Genomic DNA, 13583 nt, shown 5'->3' with positions numbered 1-13583 from the left:
TCCGAGCTTTGCCACGAAAGTGTCGGCTGAGCATTACATTTTCTTCGCATCCCCGGCGTATCTGGCCCACGAACAGGAGACCGCGAATGGGCAAGATCATGGTCCGTTGTCCGCAGACCGGCCGCAGCATCGAGACAGGGATGGAAATGGATGCCGAGCGCTTTCAGCGCATGCCCGTGTTCTTCTCCCGCGCCTACTGCCCGCACTGCCGCACCTACCATGAATGGTTCGCCGCCCACGCGTGGGTCGAAGAGACACGCGACCGCGAGCGCGTTGCGGTGGCGTGATTGCACCCGCAATAACGCATGCCACGCGCGCCGCAGCGACGGACACGAGATCAAGATAGCAACACAGCAATATCGTCCTCGGTGAGCGCCTTGCCGATATTGCCTTGGTTGTCGAACAACCGGTCGGCGATCGCCTGCTTGCGCAGCTTCAGCTCTCCGATCTTCTCCTCGATCGTGCCGGCGGTCACCAGCCGATAGACGAAGACCTTCTTGTTCTGACCGATGCGGTGAGCACGGTCGATCGCCTGCGCCTCGACGGGCTGATCCTCGGCCGCAATATCGCGTCGTCCTGCTGACCCGGGGATATTTCCCAGGCGAGCCGCGCGGTCAGTAGTTCACTCGTCCTTCGGATCGCTCTTCAGTGGCTTATCGGAATCACCCGGCATCAGGCAGGGATAGAGTTCGGTGAACTCGAATTCGGTTCCGTCGGCGCCGCGATCGAACTTTAGCACCACATCGAAGCGCTTGCCCGGCCAGTGGGTCGGCAACTGGTCGGCGTTGCTGACTGGCAGCCGCGGCAGGATGTCGGAGATGATCGCCTTGTGCTCCCACGCGACCAGGACGACGCCCGACAGCGGCAGCAAGGCGTCAACCAGCGCCGCCTCCTGCCCCTTTGCGAACGACATATCCGGTTTGACGAGCCCTAATCGGGCGGCCAGTTCAAGCACCGTCTCATAGGGCCGCCGGCTCGGATCGGAGCCATCCCTGGTGCTATCGGGATCGGCGGCGTAGATCGCCTGCGGCGTCGGATAGGTCGTGCCGCCCAATCCGCTGCCGAACAGCGCCGTCCATGCCCCTGCCCGTTCCCAGCCGAAAATCACGAGCGACTTCGAATCCGGCTTGCCTGTGTGGGTCAGGCCAGGGCCCGTGGTGTCACCGTCCGGCTTTTCGGCATGGCGAATGATCAGGAGCGTGAGCGCGTTCATGGCTTCCTCCGCGTGCTGCCCGCCGGGCCGTCAAGAGACGCGCGTCCAGCATCGACAGGCGACCGTTGGCAGCGCAGATTACCGCACGCGACACGTCCGCTGTATGAACCCGATCACAACCTGCGACGACGCCCTCAGTGAGCGGGGCGCGGCGCCCGGCGGCCGCCAGCCTCCGCGGCCGGCATCAACGGCTGGCCGATCCAGGCGCGGTTGAGCAGCCGGGTGAATGGCGGACAGGCCTGTCCGCTGATGCGCGCCATCGCCTCCTGATAGGGGCCGACCGTGCGCAATCGCACCGGCAGCAATCCATAGACGCGCGGCAGCCAGATCCGGGCACGCGCGGCACTGCGGCGGTCGCGCTCATCATATGGCAGCGCGAATGCCAGCCGCAGCCGCTCCGGCAGCATCTCCGCGGTCAGTGCGGTGAACCAGCGCGGCGGCCCGATCGAGGTCGCCTCGCCCGAGAAGATGCGCTGGGCGATGTCGCGCGCGGCCGCGCTGACCGTTAACGTCTCCGATTCCATCATCGCGGCCGTGTAGGCCTTGAAGGACGCCCAGTCCGGCGGCAGCTCGTCGCGTGGAATGCCGAACAGGCCGGCGAAGCGCATGGCGTCGCGCCAATATTGCTCGCGCTCGTCCGCGCTGAGCGGCGGACACAGCAGGCCGTAGGACATCATGGCCGTCTCGACCAGCGTGGCGTGCACCCAGCGCAGCGCGTCGACATCGTTGGCGCGATAGCGCGAGCCCGCCGCGAACGGCCCGGCCGTCTCCGTCATCACGCCGTCGACCGCGGCGTGACGCCGGTACAGCCGACGCGCCACCGCGATCGCCTGGTCGCGCGTGCCGAACACCATCGTGTAGACGATGCCGAAGGTGCGATGGAAACGGCCGAGCGGATCGGCGAACACTTTCGACTGCTCGGCAATGCCGGCCGCCACCCAGGGATGGGCGAGCTGCAGCAGCAGCGCGCGTCCCGCCCCGAGAAACAACGCCGCCTCGCGATGCACGCGCCACATCACGCTGTCCGGGCCGAGCACGCCGTCGCCTGTCACGGCGGGGGCCGACAGCACCTCATCGAGATAGCGCTGGAAATCGGCCTCGCTGACGATCACGGCCGTTTGGGGATCTCCAGCCCGCGCTGCACCGCCGGCCGCGCCAGGCCACGTTCGAGCCAGGCCGGGACCTGCTTCAGTTCATCGAAGGCGACCAGCTCGCGCGCGCCATAGAAGCCGATCAGATTGCGGACCCAACCGAGCGTGGCGATGTCGGCGATGGTGTAGTCGTCCTCCATGATCCACTGCCGGCCGTCGAGCCGCGCCTCGAGCACCGAGAGCAGCCGCCTGCTCTCGGCGACGTAGCGCTGCAGCGGCCGCTTATCTTCGTACTCACGGCCGGCGAATTTGTGGAAGAAGCCGAGCTGGCCGAACATCGGCCCGATGCCGCCCATCTGGAAGTGCAGCCATTGGATGGTCTGCCAGCGCCGCGCCGGATCCGTGGGGAGGAATTTCCCGGTCTTCTCGGCCAGATATTGCAGGATCGCGCCGGACTCGAACAGGCCGAGCGGTTGGCCGCCGGGCCCATCGGGATCGACGATCGCCGGGATCTTGCCGTTCGGATTGAGCGAGAGAAACTCCGGCGTCTTCTGGTCGTCCGTGCCGAAATTGATCGTGTGCGGCTCGTAAGCCAGCCCGGTTTCCTCCAGCATGATCGAGACCTTCACGCCGTTGGGCGTCGGCAGCGAGTAGAGCTGGATGCGGTCGGGATGCCGCGCCGGCCAGCGCGTGGTGATCGGGAAGCTGGAGAGGTCGGACATCAGGGCTTGCTCGCGCGTTGCGGTTGGGCCTCAATCTAAGTCCATCCCGAGCCGCTGCAAGATGCCGTGTGGAACCGGCCGCGTGTCCGGGGCCTTAGGTGGCTGCAACGTGCAGAAGGTCAGCATGCCCAGTCAGACCTACCAGTTGATCATGCAGGCGATGCACGAACGACGACAGGTGTTGTGCATGTATGGTGGATTTGCCCGTGCGCTGTGCCCGATCATCCTCGGTCATACTGCGGGACGCGAGCGCGTGCTCGCATTTCAGTTCGCCGGCGGCGCGAGCCGCGGCCTGCCGCGAGGCGGACAGTGGAAGTGTTTCGACATCGCCGAGATGAGCGAGGTCGAGCTGCGCGAGGGGCGCTGGCATTCCGGGCGCAGCCATCGCCATCCGCAACATTGCGTCGCCGAAGTCGAGCTCGATGTGAATCCGGACAGTCCCTACGAGCCGACGCGATCGATTGCGACGCCTCGCAGGCGGTGAAGCTATTGCGGCTCGCGCAGGCGCACACGCAGCAGCGCCGGCAGCTTCGCCGTGGCCTCGTGCTGGGCGAGCTTCGCCGCGACGCGGCGCATCAGCGATGAGGCCCCCTGCTTTGCCAGCACCTTCAGGCCACGTGCGCTGAAATCGACGACCACCTCGTGATGACGCATGCCCTTGCCGCCCTTGACCAGGCCAAGGTCGCGCACCAGGCAATAATGCCCGTCGCTCATGCGTGCCAATCGGGTGTTCTCGAACATGTCCCGAAGCAATGCACCGAGTCGGGATTCCGTCAAGATTGACAGGAACGACTCAGGAACTCAGCACATGGCCGATCGGACGCCGCGGCGAAAACGGCAGCGCAGGCCCGTAGCCGAAACGCAGCACGAGATCCGGCCGCCGCGTCGTCCCGATCAGACGCGCCAGCTCGGGCCGCAACGCGGCCACTTCGACCGGCTGGTTGATGAAGGCAAGCTTGAGCCCGAGCCGCGTTGCTTCGAGCGCGAAGCGCTGAGCGGCCTGCCCGACCCTGATCCAGTGCGCGGCATCGGCCTGCTCGGCCGCGAACACGGCGATCCCCGCCGAGGACGCGATCTGGCGCGCATATTTGTCGTTCTCGGCAGATGCGTCGAACAGGCGGTCGAACGCGATGCCGCCCAGCGCCGTCGGCAATGATGGATTGCCGCTGGCTCCAGCAAACAAGCCGTCGCCACTCGCCATCGCACTGCGCGGATTGAAGCGGATCCAGTCCTTCAGCTCGCGCATGAACGCGGCGTCGCGCATCTGTGCGCTGTTGCCGGCAATGACGAGATCGCGGATTGCAGCGATCGCGGCGGGCGCCGTGATGATGGCGAGATCGACACCGGCCACCGCTGACGCGACCTGCAGGGACGAGAGATCGCGCGGCGGCACCTCGCGTCCGTCATAGTCGGCGCGCGTCGACTGTCTGCGGACGATGGCGGACAGCAGCGGATCGACGTCGTCACGCCGCCCTCCGGTGAAGCTGTAGCGCACCATCGGACCATCGATGATCACCTCGCCCGGACGGCCGCTGGCAGCGGCCGCGATCGCGAGGTTGGCCGCCGCACAGCCGAGGCTGACGTACAGATGATGATCGTCGGGGTCGACCACCGCCGTGCGTCGCGACAGATCGGGCGTGATCGTGATCGCATCGGCCGCCACGGCGAAGCGCCATGGCTGCGTGTTGTGGCCGTTGGCCGCCAGCGTCGCGTAGCGGATCACGTCGGCGACCTCCGCCGACAGCGGCGCGCGCAGCCGCGCGCTGTAGTCGTCGTATGCGGACATCGTGCCGGTGGCGGAGCGCCAGGCACCCGCGCCGACCGCGGCCGCCGTCAGCGCGCCACTCGCTCCTAACAGGATCTGCCGTCGGTTCATGACCACATGCTCGCCGGACTAATGGTCATGAGGATAAACGTGCCTCGCGCCAAAGTGTTGTTTCAGATCAACAACGTCACGTTCGACCAAAATACTTCGCAATGCGCCGTTGACAGCAACAACAAACGAGCGTAGTTACCCCGGCCTCGCGGATGACTGCGCCCGCGACGAACATGAGTGAAACGATGTCCTTCGGTGACGAACACATGATCTGCACGTCCAACGGCTTCGGGCCGTCGGATGGCGCACGCCATGCTCGGGGGAGCGATCTTGCCTGACGCAAGATCCATTGTCCGGTTCACACGGACCCTCCCGAGCCAGCCGCTCCGGAGGGTTTTTTGTTGCCCTCACGTCAGCGGCTCGCACGGCGAACTCACAATTGTCCCGGCGACCAGCCGGAACGGGAGACCCGGATCCCGGGGCTCGCGCAGGTGATGCGCGTGCCCAAGAGCGCGGGGCCTGTCGGAGGGAACGAGGCGTTCGCGCCGGAAACCGATGACAGAGCGAGCTTCCTAGGAGCTCGCAACACGCGGCGCCATCAGCGCCGCAGACAAGCTATTTGATTTCCCGGCCGTTCGCGGCCGGGAGCTGCTGGTGGTGAAGATCGCGGATCCTTCGCGCCAATGCGGCGACGAGCCGCCTTCGATCGATCGTACCGTGGAATCCGTCAAGCGAGACGGGTGAGTCGCGGGTTGCGGTGAGGCTGATGCCGAACCTGCGTTTCGATCGTCGTATCGCCGCGATCGCCCGTTCCCCAGCACGCCACAACAACCGCCCGGCCGCATTTCGCAGCCGAGCAACGCACCGTCGCAACTCACAATCGGCGTCGTCCGCGCGAACGCGTGGCGACACAGCGGAGTTGCACGGCCACACATCCACGAGCCGTGGTGAAGACGACTGTTACTTCGCTTGCCACGCCAGAGGTCGCGGGTTCGAATCCCGTCCGGCAGCACGCCGGTAGCTCAGAGGTCAGAGCGCTGTCCGGTCCGCGAAAGTGGGACCGGGTCTCAGTCGTCGCCTGTTCCCGGCTCGTGGTCCCGCTTTCGCGGCGGTGGTGAAGATGTCTGTTACTTCGTTGAAACCGAGCGCCCGACAAGGGCAGCGACAGCATCGACCGTTCCCCGCCGCCCCCCTGGCACGCGCCGTGGTGAAGAGTGCTGATACTTCGATTGCTAATCGAGAGGTCGTGGGTTCGACTCCCATCCGGCGTTCCATGCGCCGGTAGCTCAGCGGCAGAGCACTATCCGGTCCACGCGAGTGGAGCGGAGCTCAGCATTCGCCCGTTCCCGGCGCGTGGTCGCCATCGCGTGTGATGTCACGGCATCGCGCGTGTCGGCCGGTGCTCCGGCCATTCCATCCAACATCCATCAACCCAGAGGAGGCCACCATGGTCAGGCTCAACACGTTCCTGCGCGCCTTCACCCACGAGGGTGCGCCATCCCGACAGCTCGCGCCGGTGCAGGCGCTCCAGCGCACGCTGATGAGCTGCCTGTTGTGGGAGGACCAGTTCTACGAGGACGGGGTCGCGATCGCCGATCGGATCAAGGCTCTCGTGGCGCAGGTCGAACCGCGCGAGGTCGCTCAGCTCGCGGTGCGCGCGCGCGAGGAGATGAAGCTGCGCCACGCGCCGCTGCTCGTCGCCCGAGAAATGGCACGGCTGCCGTCGCACCGCGCGCTGGTCGCCGAGACGCTGGCCCGCATCATCCAGCGGCCGGACGAGATGACCGAGCTGCTCGCGATCTACTGGGCGGACTCTCTGGGTCCGCAGCAGCAGCGCAAGCGGCAGCCGGTCTCGGCGCAGGTCAAGAAGGGGCTGGCGAAGGCGTTTGCGAAGTTCGACGCCTATAAGCTTGCGAAGTATGACCGCGACGGCCCGGTGCGGCTGCGCGACGTCCTGTTCCTGGTGCACGCCAGGCCCAAGGACGCGGACCAGGAGGCGGTGTGGAAGCAGCTCGTCGATGGCGAGCTGCCCTCGCCCGACACCTGGGAGGTCGCGCTGTCGGCGGGTGCGGACAAGCGGGCGAGCTTCGAGCGGCTGCTGGCCGAGAAGCGGCTCGGAGCGCTGGCGCTGCTGCGCAACCTGCGCCTGATGCGCCAGGCCGGGGTGCCGCGCGCGACGATCGCGGCCGCGATCGAGACGATGCGGACGGACCGAGTCCTGCCGTATCGGTTCATCACGGCGGCCCGGCATGCGCCGAACTTCGAGCCAGAACTCGAGCAGGCAATGCTGCGCTCGGTCAAGGGCCATGCGCGGCTTCCGGGCCGCACGCGGCTCCTGATCGACGTGTCCGGTTCGATGTTCGCGACGCTGTCCGCCAAGTCGGAGATGACGCGGGCGGAGGCGGCGTGCGGGCTGGCGGTCCTCGCCCGCGAGGTCTGCGACGAGGTGGAGATCTTCACGTTCAGCGATGAGGTCGTGAAGCTGCCGCCGCGCCGGGGCTTCGCGCTGCGCGATGCGATCATCAACTCGCAGCCGCATTCCGGGACCTATCTCGGCCGCGCGGTGAAGGAGGTCGACCGCAAGGGCGACCGCCTGATCGTCTTCACCGACGAGCAGAGCCACGATCCGGTACCGTCGCCGAAAGCGCGCGGGACCATGGTCAACGTGGCGTCGTACCAGCACGGGGTCGGCTACGGCCCCTGGACGCGGGTCGACGGCTTCTCCGAAGCCGTGATCGCCTGGATCGCGGCGCAGGAGGAGACGCTGCGGGGCACCACCCTGCACTGACGACAAATGACCCGGACGCGTCACAGGCGCGCCCGGGTCTCACGTCGAAAACGAGCATTGATGACCCTTGCGCCGATCTCATTCGCGCGCAGCGAACGCCGTCTCCGCCTCGCGACGCAGCCGGTCCGGCGTGTCGACATAGCGCGGCGAGTAATGGAAGGTCGTCAGGCGTCGCGCGCCGGCCTCACGCGCCAGACGGCCCGCTTGGGCCGCGGTGAGATGCCGCCGCTCCTGCGCAATATCCGCATCTTCGTCGGCAAAGGCGCTCTCGATGAACAGGTGATCGGCGTTGCGCGCGAGCGCGACGATCCCAGCGGCGTTCTCGGGGGTGAACGCGGCATCGGTGACATAGACGATGCGTTGGCCGCGGCCGCTGCGCAGCACGTGCTCGCGTAGGAGGCCCAGCGGCAGGATGCGACCGCCCGCCTCGATCGGTGTGTCGTCCCCCTCGCCGCGTCGTGCCGCGCTCTTGGCGATGTTGAGCCACGGACCGACGTCGAGACCGAGCGTGGCGAGGCCCTCGGTCCAGACATTGATCCGCATGGCTTCCTGCAGTGCGAAGCCGAGCGAGGGAATGTTGTGCTCCAGCGCGCAAGCCTCGATTCTGAGTTCGCCATCGTCGAACACGATGCCCTCCGGGAAGGACTCCTCCGGCAGCGCCTCGCCGCGGAATGCGTGCCGCGCGCGGAAGAGTGCGCGGCCGGCAAGTCGGTTGGACACGAACTCGCTGACATCGATCACGAGATCCGGCGAGCCCTCGCCGAGCAGATTCCAGTCGTAAGCGGCAAGCTTCGCAGCAACGCCTTCGATCAGGCCGGAAGGTCCGACCACACGCAGCGCGCCCATGCGCCCGAGATGTACGCGCAGCAGCCGGTCGAAGCCGCAAAAATGATCGAGATGGCGGTGGCTGACGAACACCTCGCTGACGCGCAGCAGCTCGCGATGGGACAAGGATCCGAGGTCGCCGCAATCGAACAGCATCGCGCGGCGGCCGAAGCTGAAATCGACATAGACGCCGGGATCGCCGAACACATCGTTGATCAGGCGCGGCTGCACCAACGCACTCATGATGCCCTGCCGTGCTGTTCCACGAGCCCTCCGTCATCATCGCTCAATCAAGCATCGCGCGGCCTTCATCAGCGCAAAGCCGAGCAGATTGAGGCCAAGCCGTGCGGAGGGATCGCGCGCCCTTCGCAGCCATCACCTGATGGCCGCGGTCAGATGTGCCAGATTTTCCTGCGATGTCCAGCTGCCGAGAAGGCAGCGAGCGGGCTCGTTCGTCTCACCGCCTGCTCGTTCGTCGCGCAACCCGTTCTTGCGTTGATCGAGGCGCTTGCACCGGCCGGCCCTCAAAGCGACTTCGCGCTGACCCGCCGCGCGCCCGCTTCCTTCAGTATGCCCTCCACCTCGCCCGACTGCCGTCCGTGACAATCGACGGATACCTCGATCTCGCCTCCCAGCTCGGGCGCGCCCGTCTTGTCGACGCCGGGGTGGCCGCTCTCGACGTCGGCGCCGGCGGCTTGCGAGCCGGCGCTGTTGGCGGTGCCCGGCGCCTGCACGAACACGTCGGTGCGGGCAATGCCGTGATCCTGCACCAGGTGCTCGACGGCGAGCTCGGCGTCACGGCGCGTTGCGAAATGACCGATGATCGTGCGTTCCATTCGATAGTCCTTGGCTGTCTCGCCGCTGAGCATCATCTGTGTTCAGCGTCGAACGCATGGCGCATGGACACCGTTCCATGGCGCCGCGGCGCCAGTGATCGACGCTGATCGACGTGCATCGGCGTCTTGCTCCACCGAGCCGAAGGGTTGGAGCGATCGCGGCCGGCTGTTGTAAGTGGGTCCGGCAAACCATTCCCCTCAGGACGTCTCGTCTCGCGCGCATGACCGTCGATCGCAAGCAGACATGCCTGGTGTTCGCGGGCGGGCTCGGACTCGGCGCCTATCATGGCGCAACGTGCCCGACGGCATCGAGGCCGCGGCGGAGCGCAAGAACGATCTGATGTTCGGCAATCAGACGTTCCAGCGGCCGCATCACGCGCTCGACGCCCGCCGGCTGCGGCGACAGCTGCAAGGCCGCGCCGGAACCGATGAGATCCAGCTGTTGAGCTGCCGTCCAGGCGCCGAGGAGGCCGGGCCTGAAAAGTCGTTCGACCTTTCGCCACGGCGCTCGCCCAGCGCTGGCGTGCCGGTTCCCTCGACATGCAGCAGGCCATGGCGATGGAACCGCCGATCAGCGGTATCCAGGTCGTGCGGCGGCCTTCCAAAGCCTGACGACGGCCGAAATCGCCCGAAAATGCCGCTTCGAACCGTCGTCCGAGGTCACTGCACTTGACGGAACAGCCATAAACCGGACAAAGATTGCGCCAAAATGTCGCGGCGGAGGTGATCCCATGAGATACGTCGACGGCGCTGTGATGTTCTTCAGCCTGTGGCTGCTGGCATCCATGATTCTCGACGCGCTGACGCCGCCCGAGCTGAATTTCTACATGATCGGCCCGATCATCGCGCCCGCGGTGCTCATCACCGGCTTCCTGTATGGGCTCCGCATTCCCTCTCGCGACTTCGTGCTGGTGTCAGCGGCCGTCTGGTTGGTCTGCGAGATGATGCTGGAGATGATCACGCCGAAACCGCTCTCACCCTTCCTGGCGGTTTCAGCCGTTGCGCCGCTGCTGTTGGCCGGCATCCTCCTGCACGTCCAGCACTGGCGCCAGACCGGCGGCCATTCGCGCCGGCCCGGTCCGTCGTCGTTGACCGACGCGCCGGCCTCAAACGTCCTTCCGAGCCGACGCCCGTTCTGACCGGATCCGGCAGCCCGCGTCACACGCCGGTGGCCTCCATCGCCAAGCCGGACGGCCCTGAACCGGCACCATCGCCCCTCGCCGCTTAGGAACGGCGGATCGCACGCATCTTGGTGACCGAATCGCGCGACCGCGGATTGCTCCGCACGCGCATCGAATCGCCATGGCGCGAGGTGAGAGCAGGAATGGCGAGTGGCCCGTTTCAAGACGGTGCGCCGGGAACGCAGGCGCTGCGGCCCGGCGAGGGCAAGCCGGACAACGCGACCGATGCCTATTTCATCCGGGTCCGCGACGATCTCGCCGACAAGGGATTCTTCACCGCCAATGCGGAGGCGCTGATCACCTGGGCGCGCAGCGGCTCGTGGATGTGGATGACCTTCGGGCTCGCCTGCTGCGCCGTGGAGATGATGCAGATGTCGATGCCGGGCTACGATGCCGAGCGCTTCGGCTTCGCGCCGCGCGCCTCGCCCCGGCAATCGGACGTGATCATCGTCGCCGGCACGCTCACCCACAAAATGGCGCCGGCCTTCCGCAAGATCTACGATCAGATGCCGGAGCCGCGCTACGTCATCTCGACACCGGGTCGAACGCGTAACGGCGTCATGCGCCCAGAAATTCGTTTCGCTTGTCCGCTCAACGACATCACCGCTGTCCAGTCTTGTCCTTAAAAATATTTCTCTTTCTATTTTTCGGAATTCATGTTCTATCTGCGTGATCCCGTGCTCCTCGAGAGGGACGCTTCGCGATCGTTACGGACGTTGAGCGCGGGATGCGGTGGCCGCTGACATGCCGCAGCGCAGGTGACTGCGCGGACGAACGGCAGTTGGCGGACGTGAAATCGCGTGGTCCTGGCATCCCGACGCTGATGCCAAGCCTTTGGGTGATGATGATCCCGAAGGCGACGGTGGCTAACACGCCGGACACCGGGGAGATCGCGTATAAGCGTGAAGACCATCGCGCGGGGAATGCCGGGTTGATCCGGCTGCACCTGTGGTGACTGCCGCCTGCTTTTCTTGCTGCAGGCGGGCCATGGGTGAGGCCATCACCCGGCATTCCCCGCGCCCTCTGTTTTCCGAGGGCGAACCGACCGCACAGCTCGGGCGCCATGCGCGTCGCGAGGCCGAACGCTGACGTCTGCAGGGGGATGATGATGCCGGAGCCGGCACATGTCACCGCCGCCGGAGGCAATCAGCGGCAAGGACCTCGAGGCCGAGGTCGAGACGTGCTTTGCCCTTGGCAGCCTTTGGATAATGCACGGCAGAATGCAGAATTTTCCGTAATCCTACGGGACTGAAAATTTACGTGGAACTCAGAAACCTGCTCTTAAGCTCTCTACGTCCATCAGAAGCCGACACACAGCCGCGCAGGGACCATGCTGAACGAACTTCTCGTGATCGAAGATGCCGACGTTCATCTGTCGATCCTGCGCAAGATCGCTGTGCAGGCGGGCTTTGCGACGACCGGCGTGAACTCGGTGGACGGCGCCATGAACGTGCTGCGCCGGCGCAACTTCGAGTGCATCACGCTGGACCTCAATCTCGGCGAGCGCTCCGGCACCGAAGTACTGCAACTCCTCGCCGACATCAAATCCCGCACCCCCGTCCTGATCATCAGCGGCTCGGACGACCAGACACGCGACGTCACCGTCCGTGCCGGCAAGATCCTCGGCCTCAACGTCTACCCGCCCTTCTCCAAGCCGGTCGACCTCGCGCTGCTGCGTCAGACCTTGCGCCAGATCGCCGCCGACACCGACCGCCAGCGGCTCGTCAAAGCCAACATGCGCTAGCGCGCACGCGCCTGTCTCACCGATGTTCTTCCTGCCGGCGCCCGCGGCATTGCCGCGCGGCGGCCATCGCCATGTCGCCTTTGATGCAGATCAAGGCGCCGCACGCCGGCCGCCTGTTGGCTGGTCCGGGGCGAACGGAAACGAGATGCAATGACGGCAGCGAATTCAGCCAGCGAAGCAGCGGTGGTCGAGGCCACGCCCTACGAGCTCATCGGCGGGGAAGCGGGCGTGCGACGTCTGGCCGATCGCTTCTACACGATCATGGACGAGGAGCCCGACGCGAGCGGCATCCGCGCCATGCACGATGCCGACCTCGGTCCGATCAAGCAGCTGCTGTTCGAGTTTCTCAGCGGCTGGCTGGGCGGGCCGGCGTTGTATTTCGAGCGCGCCGAGCATCGCTGCATCATGTCGGCCCACCGGCCCTATCCGATCGGCGACGCCGAGCGCGACGAGTGGATGACGTGCATGCGCCGCGCGATGTTCGATTGCGACATCACGGGCGACATGTACGATCTGCTCGATCGGGCGTTCCTGCGGATGGCCAACGCCTTCCGAACGCGCCCCGCCGGCTGAGCCCCTCGGGCTCAGCCCCGCTTCTCGGCGGCTTCGCGCGCCAGACGCTCGGCGCGGAGACGCTCGCGGTTCTTGTAGAAGGCCCGCTGGGCCTCCTCATGTTCGCGCATGGCCTGCTCGGCATCGGCCCTGCGCATGGCATCGCGCGCCCGACGCTCTTCAGGCGTGAGGACGCGTGGCGGTCTGGCTGTGCTTTCGTAAGTCATGCCCAGATAACGCCGGGAACCACGCGCGGTTCCGGGCCGCCTGGCCAGTCACTCCACTTTGCGCGGAAACAGCCGGTCGCGGATGTAGCGGGACGTCGGCGTCAGGCTGAGACCATAGGGCTTCTGCCAGACCGCGCGGTCGATCTCCTTCTTGTCGCCGATTTCGAGCCGGCCCTTGGCGTGCTTGGCGATGAAGATCGCGTCGCTCATCTTGCGACCCGACCGCTTGTTCTTGGCAGTGACTTCCTTCCACAGGCGCAGCCGGCCGAGCTTGAGCTTCGGCAGCTCCTCCTTGATCTCGCGCTTCAGGCAGTCCTTCGCGGTCTCGCGCGCCCGCTTGCGGCCGCCCGGAAACATCCAGCGCCCATCGATACGGCGCCGGACCAGGAGAACCTTTCCGCCCTTGGCGGCAACCAGCTTGGACGCCTTGGTCATGTCTCCGGAACTCTCACCTCGGCCGAGCAATGAAGCAGAGCGTATCAGGATTCGTTCCCAATCCCGCCCCGGAGCTTTGCGGAGCCTCGCTGCGGTCCAACGTCGTCAGGCTTCGACGCCCGGCGGCATCGCCGAGAGCGCCGGCTTGCAACG

Annotated in this window: 16 protein-coding genes, 1 tRNA gene and 2 pseudogenes; 9 read left to right on the top strand and 10 right to left on the bottom strand. The window is 66.2% G+C overall.

The features are described 5' to 3' along the window. The first annotated feature begins 86 nt into the window (after positions 1-86). Positions 87-287, top strand: coding sequence for a hypothetical protein (locus tag QX108_RS02810; protein ID WP_172185135.1), 201 nt, complete (start codon positions 87-89; stop codon positions 285-287). 50 nt (positions 288-337) lie between these two features. Here QX108_RS02810 and QX108_RS02805 read toward each other — a convergent pair. From QX108_RS02805 to QX108_RS02790, 4 genes and pseudogenes are all read right to left on the bottom strand, one after another. Then, positions 338-544 (bottom strand): annotated as a pseudogene (locus QX108_RS02805) (hypothetical protein); the annotation flags it as partial. A 78-nt stretch (positions 545-622) separates the two neighbouring features. After that, on the bottom strand, positions 623-1213 hold the full coding sequence (locus QX108_RS02800) for a histidine phosphatase family protein (protein WP_315778952.1): 591 nt from the start codon (positions 1211-1213) through the stop codon (positions 623-625). Between the two features lie 134 nt (positions 1214-1347). Further along, positions 1348-2325: an oxygenase MpaB family protein gene (locus QX108_RS02795; protein ID WP_315778954.1), complete on the bottom strand. Its 978-nt coding sequence runs from the start codon at positions 2323-2325 to the stop codon at positions 1348-1350. Then, positions 2322-3026, bottom strand: a complete 705-nt coding sequence (locus tag QX108_RS02790) for a glutathione S-transferase N-terminal domain-containing protein (protein ID WP_315778956.1) — start codon at positions 3024-3026, stop codon at positions 2322-2324. Before QX108_RS02790 ends, QX108_RS02795 begins: the two co-directional genes overlap by 4 nt. 124 nt (positions 3027-3150) lie before the next feature. Here QX108_RS02790 and QX108_RS02785 point away from each other — a divergent pair, with 124 nt between their 5' ends. Then, positions 3151-3510 carry a hypothetical protein gene (locus QX108_RS02785; RefSeq protein WP_315778958.1) on the top strand — a complete coding sequence of 120 codons (360 nt, stop codon included), beginning with the start codon at positions 3151-3153 and terminating at the stop codon, positions 3508-3510. A 2-nt stretch (positions 3511-3512) separates the two neighbouring features. Here QX108_RS02785 and QX108_RS02780 read toward each other — a convergent pair whose 3' ends face one another. Further along, the gene (locus QX108_RS02780; protein ID WP_172109065.1) at positions 3513-3740 is read right to left on the bottom strand and encodes a hypothetical protein; all 228 of its coding nucleotides are present in this window, start codon (positions 3738-3740) and stop codon (positions 3513-3515) included. Between the two features lie 79 nt (positions 3741-3819). Further along, on the bottom strand, positions 3820-4902 hold the full coding sequence (locus QX108_RS02775; protein ID WP_315778960.1) for an Acg family FMN-binding oxidoreductase: 1083 nt from the start codon (positions 4900-4902) through the stop codon (positions 3820-3822). Between the two features lie 1139 nt (positions 4903-6041). On the opposite strand from QX108_RS02775, the gene QX108_RS02770 reads away from it, so the two are divergent. Both QX108_RS02770 and QX108_RS02765 read left to right on the top strand, forming a co-directional pair. Next, a tRNA-OTHER gene (locus QX108_RS02770) sits at positions 6042-6116 on the top strand. Between the two features lie 173 nt (positions 6117-6289). Continuing rightward, entirely contained in the window at positions 6290-7630 is a 1341-nt protein-coding gene (locus QX108_RS02765; protein WP_315720018.1) for a vWA domain-containing protein, read from the top strand. A gap of 78 nt (positions 7631-7708) precedes the next feature. Here QX108_RS02765 and QX108_RS02760 read toward each other — a convergent pair whose 3' ends face one another. Both QX108_RS02760 and QX108_RS02755 read right to left on the bottom strand, forming a co-directional pair. Next, the gene (locus QX108_RS02760) at positions 7709-8698 is read right to left on the bottom strand and encodes a ribonuclease Z (RefSeq protein ID WP_315778962.1); all 990 of its coding nucleotides are present in this window, start codon (positions 8696-8698) and stop codon (positions 7709-7711) included. Between the two features lie 281 nt (positions 8699-8979). Then, positions 8980-9291 carry a hypothetical protein gene (locus tag QX108_RS02755; RefSeq protein ID WP_172109074.1) on the bottom strand — a complete coding sequence of 104 codons (312 nt, stop codon included), beginning with the start codon at positions 9289-9291 and terminating at the stop codon, positions 8980-8982. A gap of 731 nt (positions 9292-10022) precedes the next feature. Between QX108_RS02755 and QX108_RS02750 the strand changes: the two genes are divergently transcribed. The 5 genes and pseudogenes from QX108_RS02750 (at position 10023) to QX108_RS02730 (ending at position 12789) form a co-directional block, all read left to right on the top strand. Beyond that, a complete protein-coding gene (locus QX108_RS02750; protein ID WP_409998478.1) occupies positions 10023-10430 on the top strand; it encodes a hypothetical protein in 408 nt (135 codons plus the stop codon). 185 nt (positions 10431-10615) lie between these two features. Further along, a pseudogene (gene nuoB, locus QX108_RS02745) lies at positions 10616-11029 on the top strand (NADH-quinone oxidoreductase subunit NuoB); the annotation flags it as partial. A 170-nt stretch (positions 11030-11199) separates the two neighbouring features. Further along, positions 11200-11427 (top strand): hypothetical protein, encoded by a 228-nt coding sequence (locus QX108_RS02740; protein ID WP_315778966.1) that lies wholly within the window; start codon positions 11200-11202, stop codon positions 11425-11427. A gap of 375 nt (positions 11428-11802) precedes the next feature. Beyond that, positions 11803-12216, top strand: a complete 414-nt coding sequence (locus QX108_RS02735) for a response regulator (protein WP_315720014.1) — start codon at positions 11803-11805, stop codon at positions 12214-12216. A 150-nt stretch (positions 12217-12366) separates the two neighbouring features. Next, positions 12367-12789 carry a group II truncated hemoglobin gene (locus QX108_RS02730; RefSeq protein WP_315720013.1) on the top strand — a complete coding sequence of 141 codons (423 nt, stop codon included), beginning with the start codon at positions 12367-12369 and terminating at the stop codon, positions 12787-12789. 11 nt (positions 12790-12800) lie between these two features. On the opposite strand, the gene QX108_RS02725 is transcribed toward QX108_RS02730, so the two are convergent. Continuing rightward, positions 12801-12995, bottom strand: a complete 195-nt coding sequence (locus QX108_RS02725; protein WP_172109804.1) for a hypothetical protein — start codon at positions 12993-12995, stop codon at positions 12801-12803. Between the two features lie 48 nt (positions 12996-13043). Next, a complete protein-coding gene (locus QX108_RS02720; RefSeq protein ID WP_315720012.1) occupies positions 13044-13430 on the bottom strand; it encodes an NUDIX hydrolase in 387 nt (128 codons plus the stop codon). Between the last annotated feature and the right edge of the window lie 153 nt (positions 13431-13583).

It is taken from the genome of Bradyrhizobium sp. SZCCHNR1002, from assembly GCF_032381435.1.
Lineage (GTDB): Bacteria > Pseudomonadota > Alphaproteobacteria > Rhizobiales > Xanthobacteraceae > Bradyrhizobium > Bradyrhizobium aeschynomenes.
Note: the sequence above shows the minus strand (reverse complement) of the source record. Positions and strands in the feature narration are given on the sequence as shown.

Bases quoted from the DNA above. Each gene is read 5' to 3' on its own strand.
- QX108_RS02790 (WP_315778956.1), bottom strand. From the start codon at position 3,026: ATGTCCGACCTCTCCAGCTTCCCGATCACCACGCGCTGGCCGGCGCGG.
- QX108_RS02800 (WP_315778952.1), bottom strand. From the start codon at position 1,213: ATGAACGCGCTCACGCTCCTGATCATTCGCCATGCCGAAAAGCCGGAC.
- QX108_RS02720 (WP_315720012.1), bottom strand. From the start codon at position 13,430: ATGACCAAGGCGTCCAAGCTGGTTGCCGCCAAGGGCGGAAAGGTTCTC.
- QX108_RS02765 (WP_315720018.1), top strand. From the start codon at position 6,290: ATGGTCAGGCTCAACACGTTCCTGCGCGCCTTCACCCACGAGGGTGCG.
- QX108_RS02725 (WP_172109804.1), bottom strand. From the start codon at position 12,995: ATGACTTACGAAAGCACAGCCAGACCGCCACGCGTCCTCACGCCTGAA.
- QX108_RS02785 (WP_315778958.1), top strand. From the start codon at position 3,151: ATGCCCAGTCAGACCTACCAGTTGATCATGCAGGCGATGCACGAACGA.
- QX108_RS02780 (WP_172109065.1), bottom strand. From the start codon at position 3,740: ATGAGCGACGGGCATTATTGCCTGGTGCGCGACCTTGGCCTGGTCAAG.
- QX108_RS02740 (WP_315778966.1), top strand. From the start codon at position 11,200: ATGCGGTGGCCGCTGACATGCCGCAGCGCAGGTGACTGCGCGGACGAA.
- QX108_RS02735 (WP_315720014.1), top strand. From the start codon at position 11,803: ATGCTGAACGAACTTCTCGTGATCGAAGATGCCGACGTTCATCTGTCG.
- QX108_RS02730 (WP_315720013.1), top strand. From the start codon at position 12,367: ATGACGGCAGCGAATTCAGCCAGCGAAGCAGCGGTGGTCGAGGCCACG.
- QX108_RS02775 (WP_315778960.1), bottom strand. From the start codon at position 4,902: ATGAACCGACGGCAGATCCTGTTAGGAGCGAGTGGCGCGCTGACGGCG.
- QX108_RS02760 (WP_315778962.1), bottom strand. From the start codon at position 8,698: ATGAGTGCGTTGGTGCAGCCGCGCCTGATCAACGATGTGTTCGGCGAT.
- QX108_RS02755 (WP_172109074.1), bottom strand. From the start codon at position 9,291: ATGGAACGCACGATCATCGGTCATTTCGCAACGCGCCGTGACGCCGAG.
- QX108_RS02810 (WP_172185135.1), top strand. From the start codon at position 87: ATGGGCAAGATCATGGTCCGTTGTCCGCAGACCGGCCGCAGCATCGAG.
- QX108_RS02750 (WP_409998478.1), top strand. From the start codon at position 10,023: ATGAGATACGTCGACGGCGCTGTGATGTTCTTCAGCCTGTGGCTGCTG.